The 19,807-nt window shown below is 69.1% G+C and carries 17 protein-coding genes and 1 riboswitch; of the genes, 10 read left to right on the top strand and 7 right to left on the bottom strand.

Features of this window, described 5'->3' with window-relative positions:
• The first annotated feature begins 396 nt into the window (after positions 1 to 396).
• Entirely contained in the window at positions 397 to 1,182 is a 786-nt protein-coding gene (nagB, locus tag ACTWJ8_RS25540) for a glucosamine-6-phosphate deaminase (RefSeq protein WP_356374026.1), read from the top strand.
• A gap of 87 nt (positions 1,183 to 1,269) precedes the next feature.
• Here the strand turns inward: nagB and ACTWJ8_RS25535 are convergent, their stop codons facing one another.
• The 4 genes from ACTWJ8_RS25535 to ACTWJ8_RS25520 form a co-directional block, all read right to left on the bottom strand.
• Positions 1,270 to 2,763, bottom strand: coding sequence for a glycoside hydrolase family 3 protein (locus ACTWJ8_RS25535; RefSeq protein ID WP_443260370.1), 1,494 nt, complete (start codon positions 2,761 to 2,763; stop codon positions 1,270 to 1,272).
• Between the two features lie 9 nt (positions 2,764 to 2,772).
• The gene (locus ACTWJ8_RS25530; RefSeq protein ID WP_356374028.1) at positions 2,773 to 3,651 is read right to left on the bottom strand and encodes a carbohydrate ABC transporter permease; all 879 of its coding nucleotides are present in this window, start codon (positions 3,649 to 3,651) and stop codon (positions 2,773 to 2,775) included.
• Positions 3,648 to 4,655, bottom strand: coding sequence for a carbohydrate ABC transporter permease (locus ACTWJ8_RS25525; RefSeq protein ID WP_356374029.1), 1,008 nt, complete (start codon positions 4,653 to 4,655; stop codon positions 3,648 to 3,650). Before ACTWJ8_RS25525 ends, ACTWJ8_RS25530 begins: the two co-directional genes overlap by 4 nt.
• Positions 4,656 to 4,754: 99 nt before the next feature.
• A complete protein-coding gene (locus ACTWJ8_RS25520) occupies positions 4,755 to 6,059 on the bottom strand; it encodes an extracellular solute-binding protein (protein ID WP_443260369.1) in 1,305 nt (434 codons plus the stop codon).
• A 341-nt stretch (positions 6,060 to 6,400) separates the two neighbouring features.
• On the opposite strand from ACTWJ8_RS25520, the gene ACTWJ8_RS25515 reads away from it, so the two are divergent.
• The 8 genes from ACTWJ8_RS25515 to ACTWJ8_RS25480 all read left to right on the top strand — a co-directional run bounded on the left by ACTWJ8_RS25515 (position 6,401) and on the right by ACTWJ8_RS25480 (position 15,903).
• Positions 6,401 to 7,165, top strand: a complete 765-nt coding sequence (locus tag ACTWJ8_RS25515; protein ID WP_356374031.1) for a GntR family transcriptional regulator — start codon at positions 6,401 to 6,403, stop codon at positions 7,163 to 7,165.
• Between the two features lie 114 nt (positions 7,166 to 7,279).
• Complete coding sequence (locus ACTWJ8_RS25510) at positions 7,280 to 9,421, top strand: carbon starvation CstA family protein (protein ID WP_443260368.1); 2,142 nt, start codon at positions 7,280 to 7,282, stop codon at positions 9,419 to 9,421.
• Positions 9,390 to 9,593: a YbdD/YjiX family protein gene (locus ACTWJ8_RS25505; protein WP_443260367.1), complete on the top strand. Its 204-nt coding sequence runs from the start codon at positions 9,390 to 9,392 to the stop codon at positions 9,591 to 9,593. The genes ACTWJ8_RS25510 and ACTWJ8_RS25505 overlap by 32 nt, the downstream gene beginning before the upstream one ends.
• A 126-nt stretch (positions 9,594 to 9,719) precedes the next feature.
• Positions 9,720 to 9,992 (top strand): DUF3311 domain-containing protein, encoded by a 273-nt coding sequence (locus ACTWJ8_RS25500; protein ID WP_443260366.1) that lies wholly within the window; start codon positions 9,720 to 9,722, stop codon positions 9,990 to 9,992.
• Positions 9,989 to 11,617, top strand: a complete 1,629-nt coding sequence (mctP, locus tag ACTWJ8_RS25495) for a monocarboxylate uptake permease MctP (RefSeq protein ID WP_356374037.1) — start codon at positions 9,989 to 9,991, stop codon at positions 11,615 to 11,617. Before ACTWJ8_RS25500 ends, mctP begins: the two co-directional genes overlap by 4 nt.
• Positions 11,618 to 11,724: 107 nt before the next feature.
• Complete coding sequence (locus tag ACTWJ8_RS25490; RefSeq protein ID WP_356374038.1) at positions 11,725 to 12,216, top strand: GNAT family N-acetyltransferase; 492 nt, start codon at positions 11,725 to 11,727, stop codon at positions 12,214 to 12,216.
• A 61-nt stretch (positions 12,217 to 12,277) separates the two neighbouring features.
• Positions 12,278 to 12,408: riboswitch (cobalamin riboswitch) on the top strand.
• A gap of 121 nt (positions 12,409 to 12,529) precedes the next feature.
• Positions 12,530 to 14,878: a ribonucleoside-diphosphate reductase subunit alpha gene (locus ACTWJ8_RS25485; RefSeq protein WP_443260365.1), complete on the top strand. Its 2,349-nt coding sequence runs from the start codon at positions 12,530 to 12,532 to the stop codon at positions 14,876 to 14,878.
• On the top strand, positions 14,878 to 15,903 hold the full coding sequence (locus ACTWJ8_RS25480; protein WP_443260364.1) for a ribonucleotide-diphosphate reductase subunit beta: 1,026 nt from the start codon (positions 14,878 to 14,880) through the stop codon (positions 15,901 to 15,903). Before ACTWJ8_RS25485 ends, ACTWJ8_RS25480 begins: the two co-directional genes overlap by 1 nt.
• On the opposite strand, the gene ACTWJ8_RS25475 is transcribed toward ACTWJ8_RS25480, so the two are convergent.
• The gene (locus ACTWJ8_RS25475) at positions 15,900 to 16,067 is read right to left on the bottom strand and encodes a hypothetical protein (protein WP_356374044.1); all 168 of its coding nucleotides are present in this window, start codon (positions 16,065 to 16,067) and stop codon (positions 15,900 to 15,902) included. The genes ACTWJ8_RS25480 and ACTWJ8_RS25475 overlap by 4 nt on opposite strands.
• 94 nt (positions 16,068 to 16,161) lie before the next feature.
• Here ACTWJ8_RS25475 and ACTWJ8_RS25470 point away from each other — a divergent pair, with 94 nt between their 5' ends.
• Entirely contained in the window at positions 16,162 to 17,124 is a 963-nt protein-coding gene (locus ACTWJ8_RS25470; protein WP_356374046.1) for a helix-turn-helix domain-containing protein, read from the top strand.
• A 9-nt stretch (positions 17,125 to 17,133) separates the two neighbouring features.
• Here ACTWJ8_RS25470 and ACTWJ8_RS25465 read toward each other — a convergent pair whose 3' ends face one another.
• Together ACTWJ8_RS25465 and ACTWJ8_RS25460 are read right to left on the bottom strand one after the other, a co-directional pair.
• The gene (locus ACTWJ8_RS25465) at positions 17,134 to 18,513 is read right to left on the bottom strand and encodes a bifunctional albaflavenone monooxygenase/terpene synthase (RefSeq protein ID WP_443260363.1); all 1,380 of its coding nucleotides are present in this window, start codon (positions 18,511 to 18,513) and stop codon (positions 17,134 to 17,136) included.
• Positions 18,510 to 19,595: a terpene synthase family protein gene (locus ACTWJ8_RS25460; RefSeq protein ID WP_443260362.1), complete on the bottom strand. Its 1,086-nt coding sequence runs from the start codon at positions 19,593 to 19,595 to the stop codon at positions 18,510 to 18,512. The genes ACTWJ8_RS25465 and ACTWJ8_RS25460 overlap by 4 nt, the downstream gene beginning before the upstream one ends.
• Positions 19,596 to 19,807 lie beyond the last annotated feature (212 nt).

Genomic DNA, 19,807 nt, shown 5'->3' with positions numbered 1-19,807 from the left:
AGGTGTGCGGTCCCGGCTGCCGATCGAGGATCCGACACGGTCAGGGCAGAGAGTGTCGGGTCCTCTGTCCGTCCTCCTGTGCGGGGAGGGCGGAAGTCTTCGTTACGCATTGTGGACTAGACCATTCTCCCCTGTCCATGCATCGGCAGAGGTTTGTTCTCGTCGGTTTCTCCGACGGCCGCGCCGCTGCCCCACGTCCACTTCAACGTCCCTACCCCTGCACGAGTGCCGTACGGCATCGGTTCAGTCACGGTCTCGAGGTGCCGAGGGTGCACGCAGCGCCGAGCATGGACGAAGAGGTGTGGTGAAGGCCCTGCCCGGGGCGGTCGCGCTCTGTTAGATTGGTCTATACCACATGTCATCCCCGTCTCCTCTGACCAGAACGGCAGGCCCAGCGTGGAAGTTGTGATCGTTCCGGACGCCACGGCAGGTGGCGAGCTCATCGCCGAGGCCATGGCCCAGCTGCTGCGGCGCAAGCCCGACGCGCTGCTCGGCGTGGCCACCGGCTCGACTCCACTGCCCATCTACGAGGCGCTGGCTGCGCGGGTGCGCGCCGGTGCGGTCGACGCGTCGAAGGCCCGGATCGCCCAGCTCGACGAGTACGTGGGGCTGCCGACCGGACACCCCGAGTCGTACCGGGCGACGGTGCTGCGGGAGGTCGTCGAGCCGCTCGGGCTCGGCGAGGCGTCGTTCATGGGCCCCGACGGCAGCGCCGACGACGTGCAGGCCGCGTGCGAGGCGTACGACCGGGCGCTCGCCGAGGCCGGGGGCGTGGACCTCCAGCTGCTCGGCATCGGGACGGACGGGCACATCGGGTTCAACGAGCCGTGCTCCTCGCTCGCCTCGCGGACCCGGATCAAGACGCTGACCGAGCAGACGATCAAGGACAACGCGCGGTTCTTCGACGGGGACCTCAGCCAGGTGCCGCGGCATGTGATCACGCAGGGCATCGGCACGATCCTGGAGGCGCGGCACCTGGTGCTGCTGGCCACGGGCGAGGGCAAGGCGGACGCCGTGGCGGCGACGGTCGAGGGTCCCGTGGCCTCCGTGGTGCCGGCGTCGGCGCTGCAGCTGCACCCGCACGCGACCGTGGTCGTGGACGAGGCCGCCGCGTCGAAGCTGAAGCTCGCGGACTACTTCCGGCACACGTACGCCAACAAGCCGGAGTGGCAGGGGCTGTAGGCCTCCGCGCCCTCTACGTGACGGTGCCGGTCGCCCCGAGCGGGGTGACCGGCACCGTTGATTGCCCAAGGCAGGGCCCCGGACCATTCAGGCCCCGACGATCGCCTCCGCCGCGGCAACGCCGCAGACCCGTGCCGCGCCGTGCGTCGCGATGTGCGGGGCGCCCCTCGGCGGGGCCTGCGGAACGCCCATCTCCACGACCACCGTGTCCGGGCGGGCGGCCAGGAGGTCGTCCAGGGCGCGGGCCATCCACGGGTGGCGGTGCTCGTCGCGGACGACCGCGACCACCCGGCGCTCCCCCGCGGCTGCCAGGGCCTCGCGGCCCGCGTCGGCGCCCGTGTACGAGCCGGTGGTGGTGCCGGGCAGCAGGCGGGCGAGTTCGGCTGCGACGCCCCAGGGGGTCTCGTCGCCGACCGCGATGTTGGCGACCGGCGTGAAGGCCGCGACGTGCACGGGGCCCGAGACCGGTGCCGCCTGCTCCCCCCGGGTCACCGTGATCGCGCGGCGCGCCGCGTCGAGGCCGACCTCGGGGTCGCTCCCCTGCGTGCCGGGACGGGCCGAAACCGTCGCCCACTTCGACAGCGCGCGCACCCGCGCCGCCGCGTCCGCGAGGCGTTCCTCCGGCAGGTCGCCCGAGCGGACCGCCGCCACGAGGGCGTCGCGCAGCCGCAGCACCGTGTCGTCGTCGGCGAGCCCGCCGCCCACACAGATCGCGTCGGCACCCGCGGCGATGGCGAGGACGCTGCCGCGCTCGATGCCGTACGTGGCGGAGATGGCCTTCATCTCCATGCCGTCCGTGACGATCAGGCCCTGGTAGCCGAACTCCTCGCGGAGCAGTCCGGTGAGGATGCGACGCGACAACGTTGCCGGGAACTCCGGGTCGAGCGCCGGGACGAGGATGTGCGCGCTCATCACGGCCCGCGAGCCCGCCGCGATGGCCGCCCGGAACGGCGCGAGGTCCCGGCCCCGCAGGGTCTCCAGGTCCACGTCGATGCGCGGCACGTCGTGGTGCGAGTCGACCGCCGTGTCCCCGTGGCCGGGGAAGTGCTTCGTACAGGCGGCGACGCCCGCGGACTGGAGGCCCTCGACGTACGCGGCGGTGTGCCGGGCGACGAGGGCGGTGTCGGCGCCGAACGACCGGACGCCGATCACCGGGTTGTCGGGGTTGGCGTTGACGTCGGCGGACGGCGCCCAGTTGAGGTTGACGCCGCACTCGGCGAGCCGGCGGCCCAGCTCCCGGGCCACGCCCCGCGTCAGCTCCGCGTCGTCGACCGCGCCGAGCGCGTGGTTGCCGGGGAAGGAGGAGCCGGTGCGGACCTCCAGGCGGGTGACGTCGCCGCCCTCCTCGTCGATGGCGACCAGGACGTCGTCGCGCTCGGCGCGCAACTGGGCGGTGAGGGCTGCCAGTTGCTCGGGCGTCGCGATGTTGCGGCCGAAGAGGCCGACCGAGGCGAGCCCCTCCCCCAGCCGCCTGAGCAGCCAGTCCGGCGCCGATGTGCCGGTGAACCCCGGCTGGAGGACGGTGAGGGCGTCGCGCGTCAGCGTGTCGGTACCGCGTGTCAATGTCGACCGGTTTGTCATCGGGGTGCGTTATCCCTTCACGGCGCCGGATGTGAGTCCCGTGGCCATCTTCTTCTGGATGAACATGAAGAAGACCACCACCGGCAGAGCGATCATCGTGGACGCGGCCATCAACGCGCCGTAGTCGGTGCCTCGTTCGGTCGTGAACGTCATCAGCCACACGTTGAGCGTGTACTTCGAGTCCTCGTTCATCAGGATGTACGCGAACAGGTACTCGTTCCACGCGTTGACGAGGGCGAAGATCGAGGAGGCGGCGAGGCCGGGGGCGAGCAGCGGGAAGACGACGCGGCGGAACGCGGCCATGCGCGTACAGCCGTCGACCATCGCCGACTCCTCCAGCTCCACGGGGATGTTGACCACGAAGCCGCGGATCATCACCGTGGCGAAGGGCAGCGTGGAGACGAGATAGACGACGATGACGCCCCAGTACTCGTTGAGTCCGCCCATCGCGTTGAGCTGGGTGTAGATGGGGATGAGCATCGCGGTCGGCGGCAGCATCTGGACCAGGATCAGCGCCATGAGCAGCGCGCGCCGGCCGGTGAAGCGGAAGCGGCCGATGGCGAGCGCCGCGAGGGTCGCGATGATCATGCCGCCGACGACGGCCGTGATCGAGATGATGAGGCTGGACTGGATCGCGGTGCCGAAGTTCGGCTGCTTCACGGCGCGGGCGAAGTTGTCGAAGGTGATCGACGAGGGCCACAGCGTCTGGTCGTAGGACCGGATCTCGTGGTTGGGGCGCAGTGCCGAGATGATGAGCCAGTAGACCGGGAAGGCCATCACGACGGCGATGACGAGCCCGAGGACGTTGTAGCCCAGCCTTGTCTTCTTGCGGTCGGGGCGCAGGTCGGGGCGCAGCCCCTCCTCGACCGGTGCGGTGGAGGCACTCATTCGACCTCTCCTGTCTTCATGAGCTGGCGCAGGTAGTACACGGCCACCCCGGAGAGCAGCAGCACGGTGATCAGGGCGATCGCGGTGCCCTGGCTGAAGGACGTCGAGGTGAACGCCTTGGAGAAGGAGTAGAGACCGAGGGTCTCGTAGTCGGGTTCGGGCTTGTTGCCGCGCAGCAGCCAGATCTGCCCGAAGACGTTGAAGTCCCAGATCACCGAGAGCGTGGTGACCATGATGAAGACGGGCTTGATGACCGGCCAGGTGACGAAGCGGAAGACGCCGGAGGCGGTGGCGCCGTCGAGCTGGGCGGCCTCCTCCAGTTCCGCGGGGACCTGGGTGAGGGCCGCGTAGAGGGTGATCACGACGAAGGGGACGGCGCCCCAGATGACGAGTGCGGCGATGACCGAGAAGCCCTGCAGCGGGTCGAGGAACCAGTTGTGGCCGAGCCAGTCGTCGCCGGCGACCTTGGCGATGAGCGTGTTGATCAGGCCGTAGTCGGAGTCGGCGAGCCAGCGGAAGATCGAGGACGCGACGAGCAGCGGCATCGACCAGGCGGCGATCAGGGCGGTGGTGAGCGTGAGGCGCACCCAGGTCGACAGGCGCGTCATCAGCAGGGAGATCAGCAGCCCGATCGCCATGGTGAGCGCGACGCAGACCACCATGAAGACCACCGTGCGGACGGTGACCCGCCAGAACTCGGCGTCGCCGAGGATGTTGGTGAACTGGTCGAAGCCGACCCATGGCGGGCTGTCCCCCGTCCACAGTTCGCGGCGCCCCATGTCCTGGAAGGACATGATCACGGTCTTGACCAGGGGGTACGCATAGACAGCGGCCAGCGCGACGATCGCCGGCAGGATCAGGAGGTAAGGGAGCGACGCCCCCTTCTTCCGCGGGGGGCGGCCGGGGCCACGGGGGCCCTTGATGCCCTTGGTGAGCACATCCCCTTCCGGGGTGCCCGCCGCGAGGGGCGGTGGCCCGGCGGCCTTGGTGTCGGCGGCAGTCACGTGGCTGACCTTTCTCGTTCTCTGCGAAACGGAGAAGAGGGTGGAACGGCGGGGCCGGTCGATCGCCGGCCCCGCCCCTCGCTCCGGAGCCCCGAAGGCTCAGGACTCCTTGTTGATCAGCTCGTCGATCTTCGCGTCGGCCGCCTTGGTGGCCGCGGCGACGGACTTGCCCTTGAGGATGTCGAGCAGCATGTTCTTCAGGACCTCCTCCTTCTCGATCGCGGTCCAGCCCGGGGCGATCGGCGTGAACCAGGCGCTCTCCACCGCGTTCGCCGCCGCCTCGGTCTCCTTCTTCTCCTTCAGCGGCTGCAGCTGCTTGGTGTTGCTCGGCAGCACGTTCTTGGAGGTGAGGACGGACTGGGACTTCTCGCTCGTGAACATGGAGATCCAGTCCTCGGCGAGGTCCGCGTTCTTCGACTTCTGCGTGACGGCGAGGTCGGAGCCGCCGACGAAGGACGGCAGGGTCTTGCCGTTCGGGCCGGGCATGGAGGCGACGGCGATCTTGTCCTTGAGCTTCGGGTTGCCGTTGGCCTTGCCGTCGACGACGGAGCCGGCCTCCCAGCCGTTGCCGTACAGGACGCCGGCCTTCTCGTTGGCCATGACGTTGGCGTGGTCCTGCTCGTCCTTGGTGATGTCGCCCTTGTTGTACTTCTTCACCAGGTCGATGAAGTGCTGGATGCCCTTCTGCGACTTGGGGTCGGAGAGGGAGCCCTGCCACTTCTTGGTGCCGTCGTCGTACGTGGCGATCTGACCGCCGTACGCCTGGACGTAGGACATGGCGGCGTACCAGTAGCGGCCCGGCAGGTAGAGCGAGGAGAAGCGCTTGTCCTTGGCGCCCTGCTTCGCGGTCTCCTTGTTCATCGCCTTGAGGAAGGCCGTCTCGTCGGTGGGCAGCTCGGCGGAGCCGGTGGCCGACTTCAGCAGGTCCTTGTTGTAGATGGCGACGCGCGCGCTGGAGTAGTAGGGGACGCAGTACATCTTGCCCTCGAAGGAGCAGGTGTCCTTGAGGCCCTTGATCCAGGTGTCGCTGTTGTCGTACTTCTTCGGGTCGATCTCGGCGAGCGCCCCGTTGAGGATGTACTGCATGGTCTCGGTGTTGCCGAGCTCGACGACGTCAGGGAACTTGTCGCCGCCCAGGGCGGTGTCGAGCTTCTTGGCCTTGTCCGCCCACTGCTGGTACGAGACGTTGACCTTGACCTTCGGGTACTTCTTCTTGAACTGGGCGTTGACGTCCTTGACCAGCTCGGGCCAGGTGCTCTGCGCGTCGACCATCAGCCAGACCGTGACGGCGCCGGTGCGGTCCTTCGGGTCCTTGCCGGCGTCGCTGCCGCCGTCGCCCCCGCACGCCGCGACCGCGGACATCATGGCCGCGACACCGACAGCCGCTATGAGCTTGCGCTTCATGTCACCCTCCTCAGGGATGCCTGCAACCCCCCACCCACAGCGATGACATACGGCGAGCACGCGTCTGCGTACGCGGATCCGGCTGATGGGACTGGGACCTGATCATTAATGGTGTAGACCAGTACGGGGAGCTTGGCCCAGACCAATAGGGCTGTCAAGGGTGGCCGAGAAAGGTCTCCGCGTCCGTTATCGGAACGACACCCGCCCCGCATCCACCGGACAGCGCAAGGGTGTTGAGGCCTCCCGCCGCGCTCCGGCGGGTGGACTAGACCAGACGCCCACCGGGCGGTATAAGGAGGGGTCACGGAGTCGCGTGGGCACCGGAGCCGGGAAGGCGGAGCATGAGCACCGACGTCAGCAGTGCGGAGAACGAGAGCGGGGCGCCCGTCCGCACCGCACGCGTGCCCAAGTACTACCGCCTGAAGAAGCATCTGCTCGACATGACGGAGACGCTGCCGCCCGGCACCCCCGTGCCGCCCGAGCGCACGCTCGCCTCCGAGTTCGACACCTCCCGCACCACCGTCCGCCAGGCCCTCCAGGAGCTCGTCGTCGAGGGCCGGCTCGAGCGCATCCAGGGCAAGGGCACCTTCGTCGCCAAGCCCAAGGTCTCGCAGGCGCTCCAACTCACCTCGTACACCGAGGACATGCGGGCACAGGGCCTGGAGCCGACCTCGCAGCTGCTCGACATCGGGTACGTGACGGCCGACGACACCCTCGCGCAGCTCCTCGACATCTCCCCCGGCGGCCGGGTCCTGCGCATCGAGCGGCTCCGCCTGGCGAGCGGCGAGCCGATGGCGATCGAGACCACGCACCTGTCGGCGAAGCGCTTCCCCGCGCTGCGCCGCAGCCTCGCCAAGTACACCTCCCTCTACACGGCGCTCGCCGAGGTCTACGACGTGCACCTCGCCGAGGCCGAGGAGACCATCGAGACCTCGCTCGCGACGCCGCGCGAGGCCGGCCTGCTCGGCACCGACGTGGGCCTGCCGATGCTGATGCTCTCCCGCCACTCGATCGACGGCTCGGGCAACCCGGTGGAGTGGGTGCGCTCGGTGTACCGCGGGGACCGCTACAAGTTCGTCGCACGCCTGAAGCGGCCGGCCGACTAGCTCAACCGCCCTGCCCGGTAACGGAGTAGACGCTTTCCCGCACGCGGTGTAGCGCAGCTCACACCCTCTGGCTTACGGTCCTCCCGTCGTCGCATGGACGGGGAGGACCCACCGGTGCGTACCGCTTCTCCTGGAACCATCATCCTGTGGACCGCCGTCGCCCTCGTGGGCGCGGCAGGCTGGTCCGTACTGGCGCTCTCCCGCGGCGAGGACGTCTCCGCCGCGTGGATGGTGGCCGCGGCCCTCGGGTCGTACGCCATCGCCTACCGCTTCTACGCGAAGTTCATCGCGTACAAGGTGCTGAAGGTCGATGCGAAGCGGGCCACGCCCGCCGAGCGGCTCAACAACGGCATCGACTTCCACCCCACCGACCGGCGCGTGCTGCTCGGCCACCACTTCGCGGCGATCGCCGGGGCAGGGCCGCTGGTCGGGCCCGTGCTCGCGGCGCAGATGGGATACCTGCCCGGCACCATCTGGATCATCGTCGGCGTGATCTTCGCGGGCGCCGTGCAGGACATGGTCGTGCTGTTCTTCTCGACGCGGCGCGACGGGCGTTCGCTCGGGCAGATGGCGCGCGAGGAGATCGGCCCGTTCGGCGGGGCCGCCGCGCTGGTGGCCGCCTTCGCCATCATGATCATCCTGCTCGGCGTGCTCGCCCTGGTCGTGGTGAACGCGCTGGCCGAGTCGCCGTGGGGCACCTTCTCCATCGCGATGACCATCCCGATCGCCCTGCTGATGGGTTTCTACCTGCGCGTACTGCGGCCGGGGCGGGTCTCGGAGGTCTCGCTCATCGGCGTCGCGCTGCTGCTGATCGCACTGATCGCGGGCCGCTGGGTCGCCGAGTCCTCCTGGGCCGACACGTTCACGCTCGCGCCGTCGACGCTCGTGATCTGGATGGTGATCTACGGGTTCGTGGCCTCGGTCCTGCCGGTGTGGATGCTGCTCGCGCCGCGCGACTACCTGTCGACGTTCATGAAGCTCGGCACCATCGCGCTGCTCGCCATCGGCGTCGTCGTCGCGCTGCCGACCATGAAGATGGACGCGGTCACCGACTTCGCCTCGCGCGGCGACGGCCCGGTCTTCGCGGGCTCGCTGTTCCCGTTCGTGTTCATCACCATCGCGTGCGGCGCGCTCTCCGGCTTCCACGCCCTGATCTCCTCCGGCACCACGCCGAAGATGATCCAGAAGGAGACGCAGGTCCGGATGATCGGCTACGGCTCCATGCTCATGGAGTCGTCCGTCGCCGTGATGGCGCTGGTCGCCGCCTCGATCATCGATCCGGGCCTGTACTTCGCGATGAACGCGCCCGCCGGGGTCATCGGCGACAGCGTGCAGTCCGCGTCCCAGGCCGTCGCGAACTTCGGCTACTCGATCTCACCCGCGGACCTCGCGCAGGCCGCGAAGAACGTCGAGGAGTCCAGCCTGCTGTCCCGTACGGGCGGCGCGCCGACGCTCGCCGTCGGCGTGTCCGAGATCTTCTCCCAGGTGACGGGCGGCGGCCTGCGGGCCTTCTGGTACCACTTCGCGATCATGTTCGAGGCGCTGTTCATCCTGACCGCGCTCGACGCCGGCACCCGCGTGGGCCGCTTCATGCTCCAGGACATGCTCGGCAACGTCTACAAGCCGTTCCGGAACATCAGCTGGAAGCCGGGCCTGATCCTCACCAGCGCCGTCGTCGTCGGACTGTGGGGCTACTTCCTGTGGGTCGGCGTGCACGAGCCGCTCGGCGGGATCAACCAGCTCTTCCCGATCTTCGGCATCTCCAACCAGCTGCTCGCCGCGGTCGCCCTCGCCGTCTGCACGACGCTGCTCGTGAAGTCGGGGCGGCTCAAGTGGGCCTGGATCACCGGCGTCCCGCTGATCTGGGACACCGTCGTGACACTGACCGCGAGCTGGCAGAAGGTGTTCTCCTCCGACCCGCGCGTCGGCTTCTTCCAGCAGCGCTCGAACTACCAGGACGCGATCGACGCCGGGAAGATCCTGCCGCCCGCCAAGACCATGGACGACATGCACACCGTGGTCACCAACTCCACGGTGGACGGCGTCCTCTCGGCCGCCCTCGCGCTCCTCATCGTCGTGGTGGTCCTGGACGCGCTGCGGGTATGCGTGAAGCACGTAAGGAACCCCGCGGCGTCGAAGCTGAGCGAGGCGCCGTACGTGGAGTCCACGCTGGTCGCACCGGCCGGGCTCATCCCCAGTCGACAGGAGAAGGCGGAGGCGCGCGATGCCGGCGTCAGCAGTGCTACGGGTGGCTAGGTACGTGCGCTGGTTCGTGCGCGAACTGACGGACGAGAGCGCGTACGAGCGGTACGTGGCGCACCTCGGGCAGACCCACCCGGAGGCGCCCGTGCCCTCCCGCCGCGAGTTCGAGCGCATACGGATGGACCGCCAGGAATCGGATCCGCGACAGGGCTTCCGCTGCTGCTGAGCGGGGTTCGTGGCTCGTCCGTTATCCGGACGGGGGTTCCATAGATCAAGACTCTCGCTTAGATTTCCCGGGCGTTAAACACGAGATAAGTGGGATCTCTGCTCAGCGAGGGGACGGAACCGCGAAATGTCCGATGCGCCTGAAGTGAAACAACCGGTGGTCACGCCGGTCCGCGTGATCATTGCTCTCTGTCTGGTCGCACCGTTCGTCGCGATGCTCTGGGTCGGTTCGTACGCCAAGGTCGACCCGACCCTGATCGGCATTCCGTTCTTCTACTGGTACCAGATGCTCTGGGTGCTCATCTCGACCGCGCTCACGATGCTCGCGTACAAGCTGTGGCAGCGCGATCAGCGTGCCCGTAAGGCCACTTCGGCCACTTCGGAAGGGGCGGGCGCGTGAACGACGGCGTCAACGGTGTCGCGCTCACCGTCTTCATCTTCTTCTTCGTGGCCGTCACGGTCATGGGCTTCCTCGCCGCGCGCTGGCGTCGGGCCGAGAACGAGGCCTCGCTCGACGAATGGGGCCTGGGCGGCCGCTCGTTCGGCACCTGGATCACCTGGTTCCTGCTCGGCGGCGACCTCTACACCGCGTACACCTTCGTCGCCGTCCCCGCGGCGATCTACGCGGCCGGCGCCTCCGGCTTCTTCGCGGTGCCGTACACGATCCTGGTGTATCCGCTGATCTTCACGTTCCTGCCGCGCCTGTGGTCGGTCTCGCACAAGCACGGGTACGTGACGACCTCGGACTTCGTGCGCGGGCGCTTCGGCTCGAAGGGCCTCTCGCTCGCGGTCGCGGTCACCGGCATCCTCGCCACGATGCCGTACATCGCGCTCCAGCTGGTCGGCATCCAGGCCGTGCTCGACGTGATGGGCGTCGGCGGCGGCGAGAACACCAACTGGTTCATCAAGGACCTGCCGCTGCTGATCGCCTTCGGCGTGCTGGCCGCGTACACGTACTCGTCCGGACTCCGCGCCCCCGCGCTGATCGCGTTCGTCAAGGACACCCTGATCTACATCGTGATCGCGGTGGCCATCATCTACATCCCGATCAAGCTGGGCGGCTTCGAGCACATCTTCGCCGCGGCGAGCGACAAGTTCGACGCCGCGAACGAGGCGGCGGGCAAGCCGGTCGCCGGACTCGCGCCGGGCTCCTCGGGCACGTGGACGTACGCGACGCTCGCGCTCGGCTCCGCCCTGGCGCTGTTCATGTACCCGCACTCGATCACCGCGACGCTCTCCTCGAAGAGCCGCGAGGTGATCCGCCGCAACACCACGATCCTGCCGCTGTACTCGCTGATGCTGGGCCTGCTGGCGCTGCTCGGGTTCATGGCGATCGCCGCCGGGATCAAGGTGCAGAACGGCCAGTTGGCGATCCCGCAGCTGTTCGAGGACATGTTCCCCGACTGGTTCACCGGCGTGGCGTTCGCGGCCATCGGCATCGGCGCGCTCGTCCCCGCGGCCATCATGTCCATCGCCGCGGCGAACCTGTTCACGCGCAACATCTACAAGGACTTCCTCAAGCCGGACGCGACGCCCGAGCAGGAGACCAAGGTCTCCAAGCTGGTCTCGCTGCTGGTGAAGGTGGGCGCGCTCGCCTTCGTCCTCACGATGGACAAGACGGTCGCGATCAACTTCCAGCTCCTCGGCGGCATCTGGATCCTGCAGACCTTCCCGGCCCTGGTCGGCGGCCTGTTCACGCGCTGGTTCCACCGCTGGGCGCTGCTCGCCGGCTGGGCGGTCGGCATGGTCTACGGCACTCTCGCCGCGTACGGGGTGGCCTCGCCGACGCAGGCCCACTTCGGCGGCTCCTCGGCGGAGATCCCCGGGATCGGCCAGATCGGCTACATCGGCATGACGGCGTTCGTCCTCAACGTCCTCGTCACGGTCGTCCTGACCTTCGTCCTGAAGGCCGTGAAGGCCCCGGACGGCGTCGACGAGACGTCCCCCGCGGACTACACGGCGGACGCGGGCGACAAGGGCGTCCAGGTCGACCTGCCGACCGTCGGCGCGGGCTCAGGACACTAGTCACGCGGTTACCGGTACAGGTGTCGGGCCCCTCCGTCGCGGAGGGGCCCGACGCGTTTCCGGGAAAGCATTGCGGGCACCGCCGCACGTCACGTAACCATGACGACGTGATCAGAACTGTGCGCCCCGAAGAGTACGCCGACCTCGGTGAGTTGATCGCCCGCGCCTACCTCGGCAGCGGGCTCCTCGCGGACGGCGAGAACGACTGGTACGCCGCCCAGCTGCGCGACGTCGAGAAGCGCGCGCAGCAGGCCGAGGTGCTCGTCGCCGAGGGCCCTGAGGGCCGCATCCTCGGCGGCGTCACGTACGTCCCCACGCACGACCACCCGTACGCGGAGGTGTCACGGCCCGGCGAGGCCGAGTTCCGGATGCTCGCGGTGGCGGTCGAGGCGCGCGGCAAGGGCGTCGGCGAGGCGCTCGTGCGGGCCGTGGTCGAGCGGGCGCGGGCGGCCGGGAAGAAGGCCGTGGTGCTGTGCACGCAGCCCGTGGCGACGGCCTCGCACCGGCTCTACGAACGCCTCGGCTTCACCCGGATCCCGGACCGCGACTGGGACCCGATCCCGGAAGTGACGCTGCGGGCGTACGAGTTGAGGCTCTAGCCGGTCCGGCCTCCGGGCCGCGCCGACACAACATATGGGGCTGACGCGAAAGCCCGACACAACATGTATGCTCGCTCTCGCTGTCGCCGCAGGGGAATCCGGTGCGAATCCGGAACTGTCCCGCAACGGTGTGCGTAGGCGTACAAAAACGCCCGCGCGAGTCCGATGACCTGCCGACGGTACGCCCGAGCCGCCCGGCCCGGGCGTCGACGACGTCCGGGCCTCGCGGAAAGGGCCGGTGGACGAGGGCCCGTGCGCCCGCGCTGCCACCTCCTCCCCGCAGGCCCCGAGCCGAGCGAGGGAGAGCCTCCACGTGACCATCGCGCCGCCCGCCGAACCGGTCTCAGCCACCCCCGAGGACGGCCCGGGTGCAGCCCTGCTGCGCACCCTGACCGAGCTGACCGCCGACCTCCCCGACGCCGACCCCGGCAGAGTCGCCGCCGCCGCGCTGCGCGGCCGTTCGGCGCGGGGCTCCGCCGGGGCAGTCACCGCGGAGCTGCGCGATCTCGCCACGGAGGCCGCGGCCGGTCTGATCTCCGAGGACCCGGACTACTCCCGGCTCGCCGCCCGCCTGCTCACCCGTTCCATCGCCGCCGAGGCCGCCTCGCAGGGCGTCACGTCCTTCACCGAGTCGGTCGCGGTCGGCCACCGCGAGGGCCTGATCGCGGACCGCACCGCCGAGTTCGTCCGGGTGCACGCGGCGCGCCTCGACGCGCTGATCGACACCGCGGGCGACGACCGCTTCGGCTACTTCGGCCTGCGCACCCTGCACAGCCGCTATCTGCTGCGCCACCCGATCACCCGGCACGTCATCGAGACCCCGCAGCACTTCATGCTGCGCGTGGCCGCGGGGCTCGCCGAGGACGACTCCGTGCGCGCCCTGGAGGAGGTGGGGTCGCTGTACGGCCTGATGAGCCGCCTGGACTATCTGCCCTCCTCCCCCACCCTCTTCAACTCCGGCACCCGGCACCCCCAGATGTCGAGCTGCTACCTGCTCGACTCGCCGCTGGACGAGCTCGACTCGATCTACGACCGGTACCACCAGGTCGCCCGGCTCTCGAAGCACGCGGGCGGCATCGGCCTCTCGTACTCCCGCGTCCGCAGCCGCGGTTCGCTGATCCGCGGCACGAACGGGCACTCCAACGGCATCGTGCCGTTCCTGAAGACGCTCGACGCGTCGGTGGCGGCGGTGAACCAGGGCGGCCGCCGCAAGGGCGCGGCGGCGGTCTACCTGGAGACCTGGCACTCCGACATCGAGGAGTTCCTGGAGCTGCGCGACAACACCGGCGAGGACGCGCGCCGCACCCACAACCTCAACCTGGCCCACTGGATCCCGGACGAGTTCATGCGCCGCGTGAACGCGGACGAGCCGTGGTCGCTGTTCTCCCCCGCCGACGTGCCCGAGCTCGTCGACCTGTGGGGCGCGGAGTTCGACGCCGCGTACCGCAGGGCCGAGGCCGAGGGGAAGGCGCAGCGGACGGTGCCCGCCCGCGATCTGTACGGCCGGATGATGCGCACCCTCGCGCAGACCGGCAACGGCTGGCTGACCTTCAAGGACGCCGCCAACCGCACCGCCAACCAGACGGCCGAGCCCGGTCACACGGTCCACTCGTCGAACCTCTGCACGGAGATCCTGGAGGTGACGGACGACGGCGAGACGGCCGTCTGCAACCTCGGGTCCGTGAACCTCGGCGCCTTCGTCGCCGACGGCGGCATCGACTGGGAGCGGCTCGACGAGACGGTCCGCACGGCCGTCACGTTCCTCGACCGCGTCGTCGACATCAACTTCTACCCGACCGACCAGGCGGGCCGCTCCAACGCGCGCTGGCGGCCGGTGGGCCTGGGCGCCATGGGCCTCCAGGACGTCTTCTTCAAGCTGCGGCTGCCGTTCGACTCGGCCGAGGCGAAGGCCCTGTCCACGCGGATCCAGGAGCGCATCATGCTCGCCGCGTACGAGGCGTCGGCCGACCTCGCCGAGCGCAATGGCCCGCTGCCCGCCTGGGAGAAGACCCGTACGGCGCGCGGTGTGCTGCACCCCGACCACTACGACGTACAGCTGACGTGGCCGGAGCGCTGGGCGGCGCTGCGGGAACGTATCGCCGACGTCGGCATGCGCAACTCGCTGCTCCTCGCCATCGCGCCGACCGCCACGATCGCCTCGATCGCCGGCGTCTACGAGTGCATCGAGCCGCAGGTCTCCAACCTGTTCAAGCGGGAGACGCTGTCCGGCGAGTTCCTCCAGATCAACGGGTACCTGATCGACGAGCTCAAGGCGCTCGGCGTGTGGGACGCGCAGACCCGCGAGGCGCTGCGCGAGTCCAACGGCTCGGTGCAGGGCTTCACCTGGATCCCCGACGAGGTCCGGGCGCTGTACCGCACGGCGTGGGAGATCCCGCAGCGCGGCCTCATCGACATGGCGGCGGCGCGCACCCCGTTCCTCGACCAGGCCCAGTCCCTGAACCTCTTCATGGAGACGCCGACCATCGGCAAGCTCTCCTCGATGTACGCGTACGCCTGGAAGTCGGGCCTGAAGACGACGTACTACCTGCGCTCGCGCCCCGCGACGCGCATCGCGCGGGCCGCCGCCCGCGTCCAGCCGGCGGAGCCCGACGCCGTCGCCTGCTCCCTGGAAAACCCCGAGTCCTGCGAGGCCTGCCAGTAATGACCACCTCTCCCGAGACCACTGAGAAGAACCTGCTCGACCCGGGCTTCGAACTGACCCTGCGCCCCATGCGCTACCCGGACTTCTACGAGCGCTACCGCGACGCGATCAAGAACACGTGGACGGTCGAGGAGGTCGACCTCCACTCGGACGTCGCCGACCTCGCGAAGCTGTCGCCGGGCGAGCAGCACATGATCGGCCGCCTGGTCGCGTTCTTCGCGACGGGCGACTCGATCGTGGCGAACAACCTGGTCCTCACCCTCTACAAGCACATCAACTCCCCCGAGGCGCGCCTGTACCTCTCGCGCCAGCTGTTCGAGGAGGCCGTGCACGTCCAGTTCTATCTGACGCTCCTGGACACCTATCTCCCCGACCACGAGGACCGCGCGGCGGCCTTCGCCGCCGTCGAGAACATCCCGTCCATCCGCGAGAAGGCCGAGTTCTGCTTCAAGTGGATGGACTCGGTCGAGGAGATCGACCGCCTGGAGAGCCAGGCGGACCGCCGCCGCTTCCTCCTCAACCTGATCTGCTTCGCGGCGTGCATCGAGGGCCTGTTCTTCTACGGCGCGTTCGCCTACGTCTACTGGTTCCGCAGCCGCGGCCTCCTGCACGGCCTGGCCACCGGCACCAACTGGGTGTTCCGCGACGAGACGATGCACATGTCGTTCGCCTTCGACGTGGTGGACACGGTCCGCAAGGAGGAGCCGGAGCTCTTCGACGACGCGCTGCGCACGCAGGTCACGGACATGCTGAGCGAGGCGGTCGAGGCCGAGCTCCAGTTCGCCCGCGACCTGTGCGGCGAGGGCCTGCCCGGCATGAACACCGACTCGATGCGCCAGTACCTGGAGTGCGTCGCGGACCAGCGCCTCCAGCGCCTCGGCTTCGCCCCGCTCTACGGCTCGGAGAACCCGTTCTCCTTCATGGAGCTCCAGGGCGTCCAGGAGCTCACCAACTTCTTCGAACGCCGCCCGTCCGCCTACCAGGTGGCGGTCGAGGGCTCGGTCGGCTTCGACGAGGACTTCTAGGCGGCTTCGGTGAACTCCGCGCGACGGGACGGGCGTTCGGCGTCCCGGCCCGCCGCGCGGAGCTGGCGGTCGATGCGGCGGTCGTGGGCCATCCCGTACAGGGACGGGGAGGCCAGGAGGAGGAAGACGAAGAGGACGGCGAGGTAGTTCATCGCTGTGGTCATGTCCTCCACTGTCCGCCGGTTCGGGGGCGGGCGGCAGTGGCAGGACTGTCATCAACCCTCGAATTACTGCCAGTTGTGCGGCACACTGGCAGGCATGCTGAACAACGTGGCCGCGGTGCTGCTCGACGGCGTGCACCCCTTCGAACTCGGCGTCGTGTGCGAGGTGTTCGGCCTCGACCGCAGCGAGGCCGGGCTTCCCGTGTACGACTTCGCGGTGGCCTCCGCCGCGGGTCCGACGCTCGGCACCCATGTGCCGGGCATGACCGTCTCCACCCCGTACGGGCTCGAACGCCTGGAGGAGGCGGACCTCATCGCCGTACCCGCCGCCGACCGGCCGCGGGAGGGCTATCCGCCCGAGCTGCTCGACGCCCTGCGGCGGGCCGTCGACCGGGGCGCGCGCGTCCTCAGCGTGTGCTCGGGCGTGTTCGTGCTCGGCGCCGCGGGGCTGCTCGACGGGCGGCGGTGCGCGGTGCACTGGCGGTACGAGCGCGAGCTGGCGATCCAGTTCCCGCGCACCCGCGTCGACCCCGACGTGCTGTACGTCGACGAGGGGCAGGTCATCACCTCCGCGGGCACGGCCGCGGGCATCGACGCCTGCCTGCACATCGTGCGGACCGAGCACGGCGCCGAGGTCGCGAACGCCATCGCACGCCGCATGGTCGTACCACCCCACCGGGACGGCGGGCAGGCCCAGTACGTGGAGCGGCCGCTGCCCCCGACGCGCTGCGACACGGTCGGCGACGTCCTGGGCTGGATGGAGCGGCACCTGGACGAGCCCGTCACCGTGGAGGAGCTCGCGGCGCGTGCGCACATGTCGCCGCGCACCTTCGCCCGCCGCTTCCAGCAGGAGACCGGCACGACCCCGTACCGCTGGCTGCTGCGTCAACGGGTGCTGTTCGCGCAGGAGTTGCTGGAGCGGACCGACGAGACCGTGGACGCGATCGCGGTGCGCGCCGGGTTCGGGAACGCCGCCGCGATGCGCCATCAGTTCATGAAGGCGCTGGGCACGACGCCCAACGCCTTCAGAAGGACCTTCCGGGTGAAGCTCGCGAGCTAGCCCGGGAGTTCAGCCGCGCGCCTGCACCATCAGCCGCGCGTCCTTGGGCTGCAGCGTGATCCCGATCCTGGCGGCGCCGTTCGTCCCCGGGGTCGGGAACAGCCGCCACTTCTGCACCACCGCGCCCAGGACCAGCGACAGTTCGGCCATGCTGAAGTGATCCCCCGGACACTTGCGGTTGCCCACGCTGAACGGCGCGTGCGCCGCGGGCGTCACGTCCGCGGCCCGCTCAGGCAGCCAGCGGTCGGGGTCGAACGTCAGGTGGTCACGGAACGCACGCGGATCGCGCTGCATCGCGAGCGGGCTGTAGACGATGTCCGCCCCGGCCGGAATGCGATACCCACCGAGCGTGGTGTCGACGGCGGCGAGCCGCGTCAATATCCATACGGCGGGCCGTATTCGCATGGATTCGGTGACGAGGTTCCGCATATATGCGAGTTCCTTCAGGTCACCGAAAGCGACCGGACGACCACGCGTGGCGGATTCCAGTTCGTCGCTCAACCTCTTTTCGTGGTCCGGGTGTTCGGCCAGGAGCTGGAAGACCCAAGTCAGCGTCTTCGCCACATTCTCGGCGCCCGCCACGACGAGCGACACGACTTGGTCGTGCACCTCTTGCTCGCCGACCGGCGCGCCATTCTCGTCCCGGTCGTCGAGCAATGCCGCCAGCAGGTCGTCCGGATTGCAACCGGAGGCCGTCTGCGCCCGCCGTTCGGCGATGATCTCGTCGACCAGGCGATGCAAATCGGCCAGCGCGTTCTCGAATCGCCGATTGGCCGGAAGCGGCAGCCGGTACAACGGCCCGAAGGAGAGGATCATCCGCCGGTACAGGCCCTCGAAGACCGTGTGCAGCGCGGCGCTGAGCCGGTCGGCCCGCTCGTCGATCGAGTCGACCCTGAGCACGGACCGCGCCACGATCCGGGTCGCCGTGCGGAACACCTCGGCGCCGATGTCGACGGTCTGCCCGTCCTCCCACCGGGCGGCCATGGCGTGCGCCTCCTGCTCCATCACGGCCGCGTACTCATGGATCTTGTCCATCCTGAACGCGGGCTGGACGGCCCGCCGCTGCCGCCTGTGCAGCGGCCCGTTGCTGGTCGCCACGCCCTTGCCGAGCAGCACGCCCATGGTTTCCCACAGCGGGCCGCCGACCAGGAAGTCGGGGCTCTTGAGGAGCGTGGCCACCAGTTCCGGATCGTTCACCGCGTACGCCGTCTTCGGGCCGAGCCGCAGCCGGACCACGTCCCCGCCGTCGCGCAGCCCGGCCAGGAAGGCCAGCGGGTCGCGCAGCAGGTTCCAGGCGTGGCCCATGAGCGGCGCGCCGCCGGGGGCGAGCGGCGGCTGCTCGGGCTCGGTGCTCGGCGCGGGGGCCGGCAGCGTGGAGTCGACGGTCACGTGCGCTCACCTACTTGATCCGTGTTTTCCATCGCGACGTCGGTGATGTAGGGCGGAGTTGCCCTGTCGTCCCAACTGTCGACCTGATAGCGACCGGATTCGTGGTGGAACCAGTACACGGAACTGAACCAGTTCCGCATGTTCGCGACGCACAGCCGAATGGCCGCCGCGAGTTCCTTTCCGTGCGTTCCCACGTTCTCCGTAACGGCCGCGAGGTGTTCCACCTCCCGCTCCGCCTCGAGGAAATCGTCGATGGTTCCCTGAACCCTTCGGCGCACTTCTTCGGTCGCTTCCGCAAGCGAATAGTTCTCGTGCCGGATGAGGCTTATCCCGAGGTTGTGCAATTCGTTTCCCGCGAGTTCCTTGGGCAGCGAGCACAGGTCGTTGTACCAGGCGGAGAAATCCTGGCAGGCGAGTGCCGCGCGCGTGAATGCCTCGTTCTTCCGCACCCATGTGGGGAGTTCGTACCCGGCGCTCGGCTCCAGGAGATCGAGCCAGATCCAGTGCGCGAACGTGTTCCTGCGGAGCTCGATGTACTCGTCGACCGTCGGGACCGTGCCCGCGATCCGGTTCCTGAACTCCTGGTCGTACGCGTCGATCACCACGTGGAAGTGGCGGGCGAAGCGCGCGTTCCAGGTCCTGCTGAGCGAGCCGTAGAGCCGCTGCACGCTGTCCGCGAAGCCCGCGACCAGCGGGTCCGGGTGGTCCAGGTGGAGCTCGGGCGCCTCGGTCGCCGCATGCAGCTGGACGGCGAGCCGCCGCCAGCTCGCCGTCCTTCCGTGGATCACATCGCGGTCGTGCCGGTCGTCCCAGGCGAAGAACCACGCGCTGTAGTCGCATATCGCGGCCAGCACGTCGTCGGGAGCCTCCAGGTAGTAGCCGGCCATCAGGTCCGTGTAGCACAGGCCGTCGGCGTACTTCTCGACCCTGTCCGGTGACATCAGCCGTTTTTCGAGCAGCCAGGAGCGCGTTGTCTCCTGCAGCTTGGGCCAATACGGATGCAGATTGCGAGGAAACGCGTCCTCGATCACCGGTAGTGCCAGTGCCGCTGGGACCGCTGTCTGTGGATAACGCACGTACAAACCCCTCTCTGCCGCGTGTGGGCGTACGCCCCTCCCGCACTGCCGGGCGCGCGCCGTTGCGTATCCCCGCGCTTTCTATTCAGCACTACAACTGACCGATCTGGGAACGGATTTGCTCCCCTCACTACCCCTCGCTACGCGATTCGTCCCCTTAGATGACTGAATATGGATCACGTGCGGCTGATCCTGTTCGCACACGCGGGCGTACGGCA

Source organism: Streptomyces sp. SDT5-1 (assembly GCF_052245995.1).
In the GTDB taxonomy this organism is placed as follows: Bacteria; Actinomycetota; Actinomycetes; order Streptomycetales; family Streptomycetaceae; genus Streptomyces.
This window is presented reverse-complemented; position numbering and strand designations above follow the sequence as displayed.

What these genes read in the sequence shown, in the direction of transcription:
- ACTWJ8_RS25480 (WP_443260364.1), top strand. Translation starts at nt 14,878, where the DNA reads ATGACCACCTCTCCCGAGACCACTGAGAAGAACCTGCTCGACCCGGGC.
- ACTWJ8_RS25470 (WP_356374046.1), top strand. Translation starts at nt 16,162, where the DNA reads ATGCTGAACAACGTGGCCGCGGTGCTGCTCGACGGCGTGCACCCCTTC.
- ACTWJ8_RS25475 (WP_356374044.1), bottom strand. Translation starts at nt 16,067, where the DNA reads ATGACCACAGCGATGAACTACCTCGCCGTCCTCTTCGTCTTCCTCCTC.
- ACTWJ8_RS25500 (WP_443260366.1), top strand. Translation starts at nt 9,720, where the DNA reads ATGTCCGATGCGCCTGAAGTGAAACAACCGGTGGTCACGCCGGTCCGC.
- ACTWJ8_RS25520 (WP_443260369.1), bottom strand. Translation starts at nt 6,059, where the DNA reads ATGAAGCGCAAGCTCATAGCGGCTGTCGGTGTCGCGGCCATGATGTCC.
- ACTWJ8_RS25515 (WP_356374031.1), top strand. Translation starts at nt 6,401, where the DNA reads ATGAGCACCGACGTCAGCAGTGCGGAGAACGAGAGCGGGGCGCCCGTC.
- ACTWJ8_RS25535 (WP_443260370.1), bottom strand. Translation starts at nt 2,763, where the DNA reads ATGACAAACCGGTCGACATTGACACGCGGTACCGACACGCTGACGCGC.
- ACTWJ8_RS25505 (WP_443260367.1), top strand. Translation starts at nt 9,390, where the DNA reads ATGCCGGCGTCAGCAGTGCTACGGGTGGCTAGGTACGTGCGCTGGTTC.
- ACTWJ8_RS25530 (WP_356374028.1), bottom strand. Translation starts at nt 3,651, where the DNA reads ATGAGTGCCTCCACCGCACCGGTCGAGGAGGGGCTGCGCCCCGACCTG.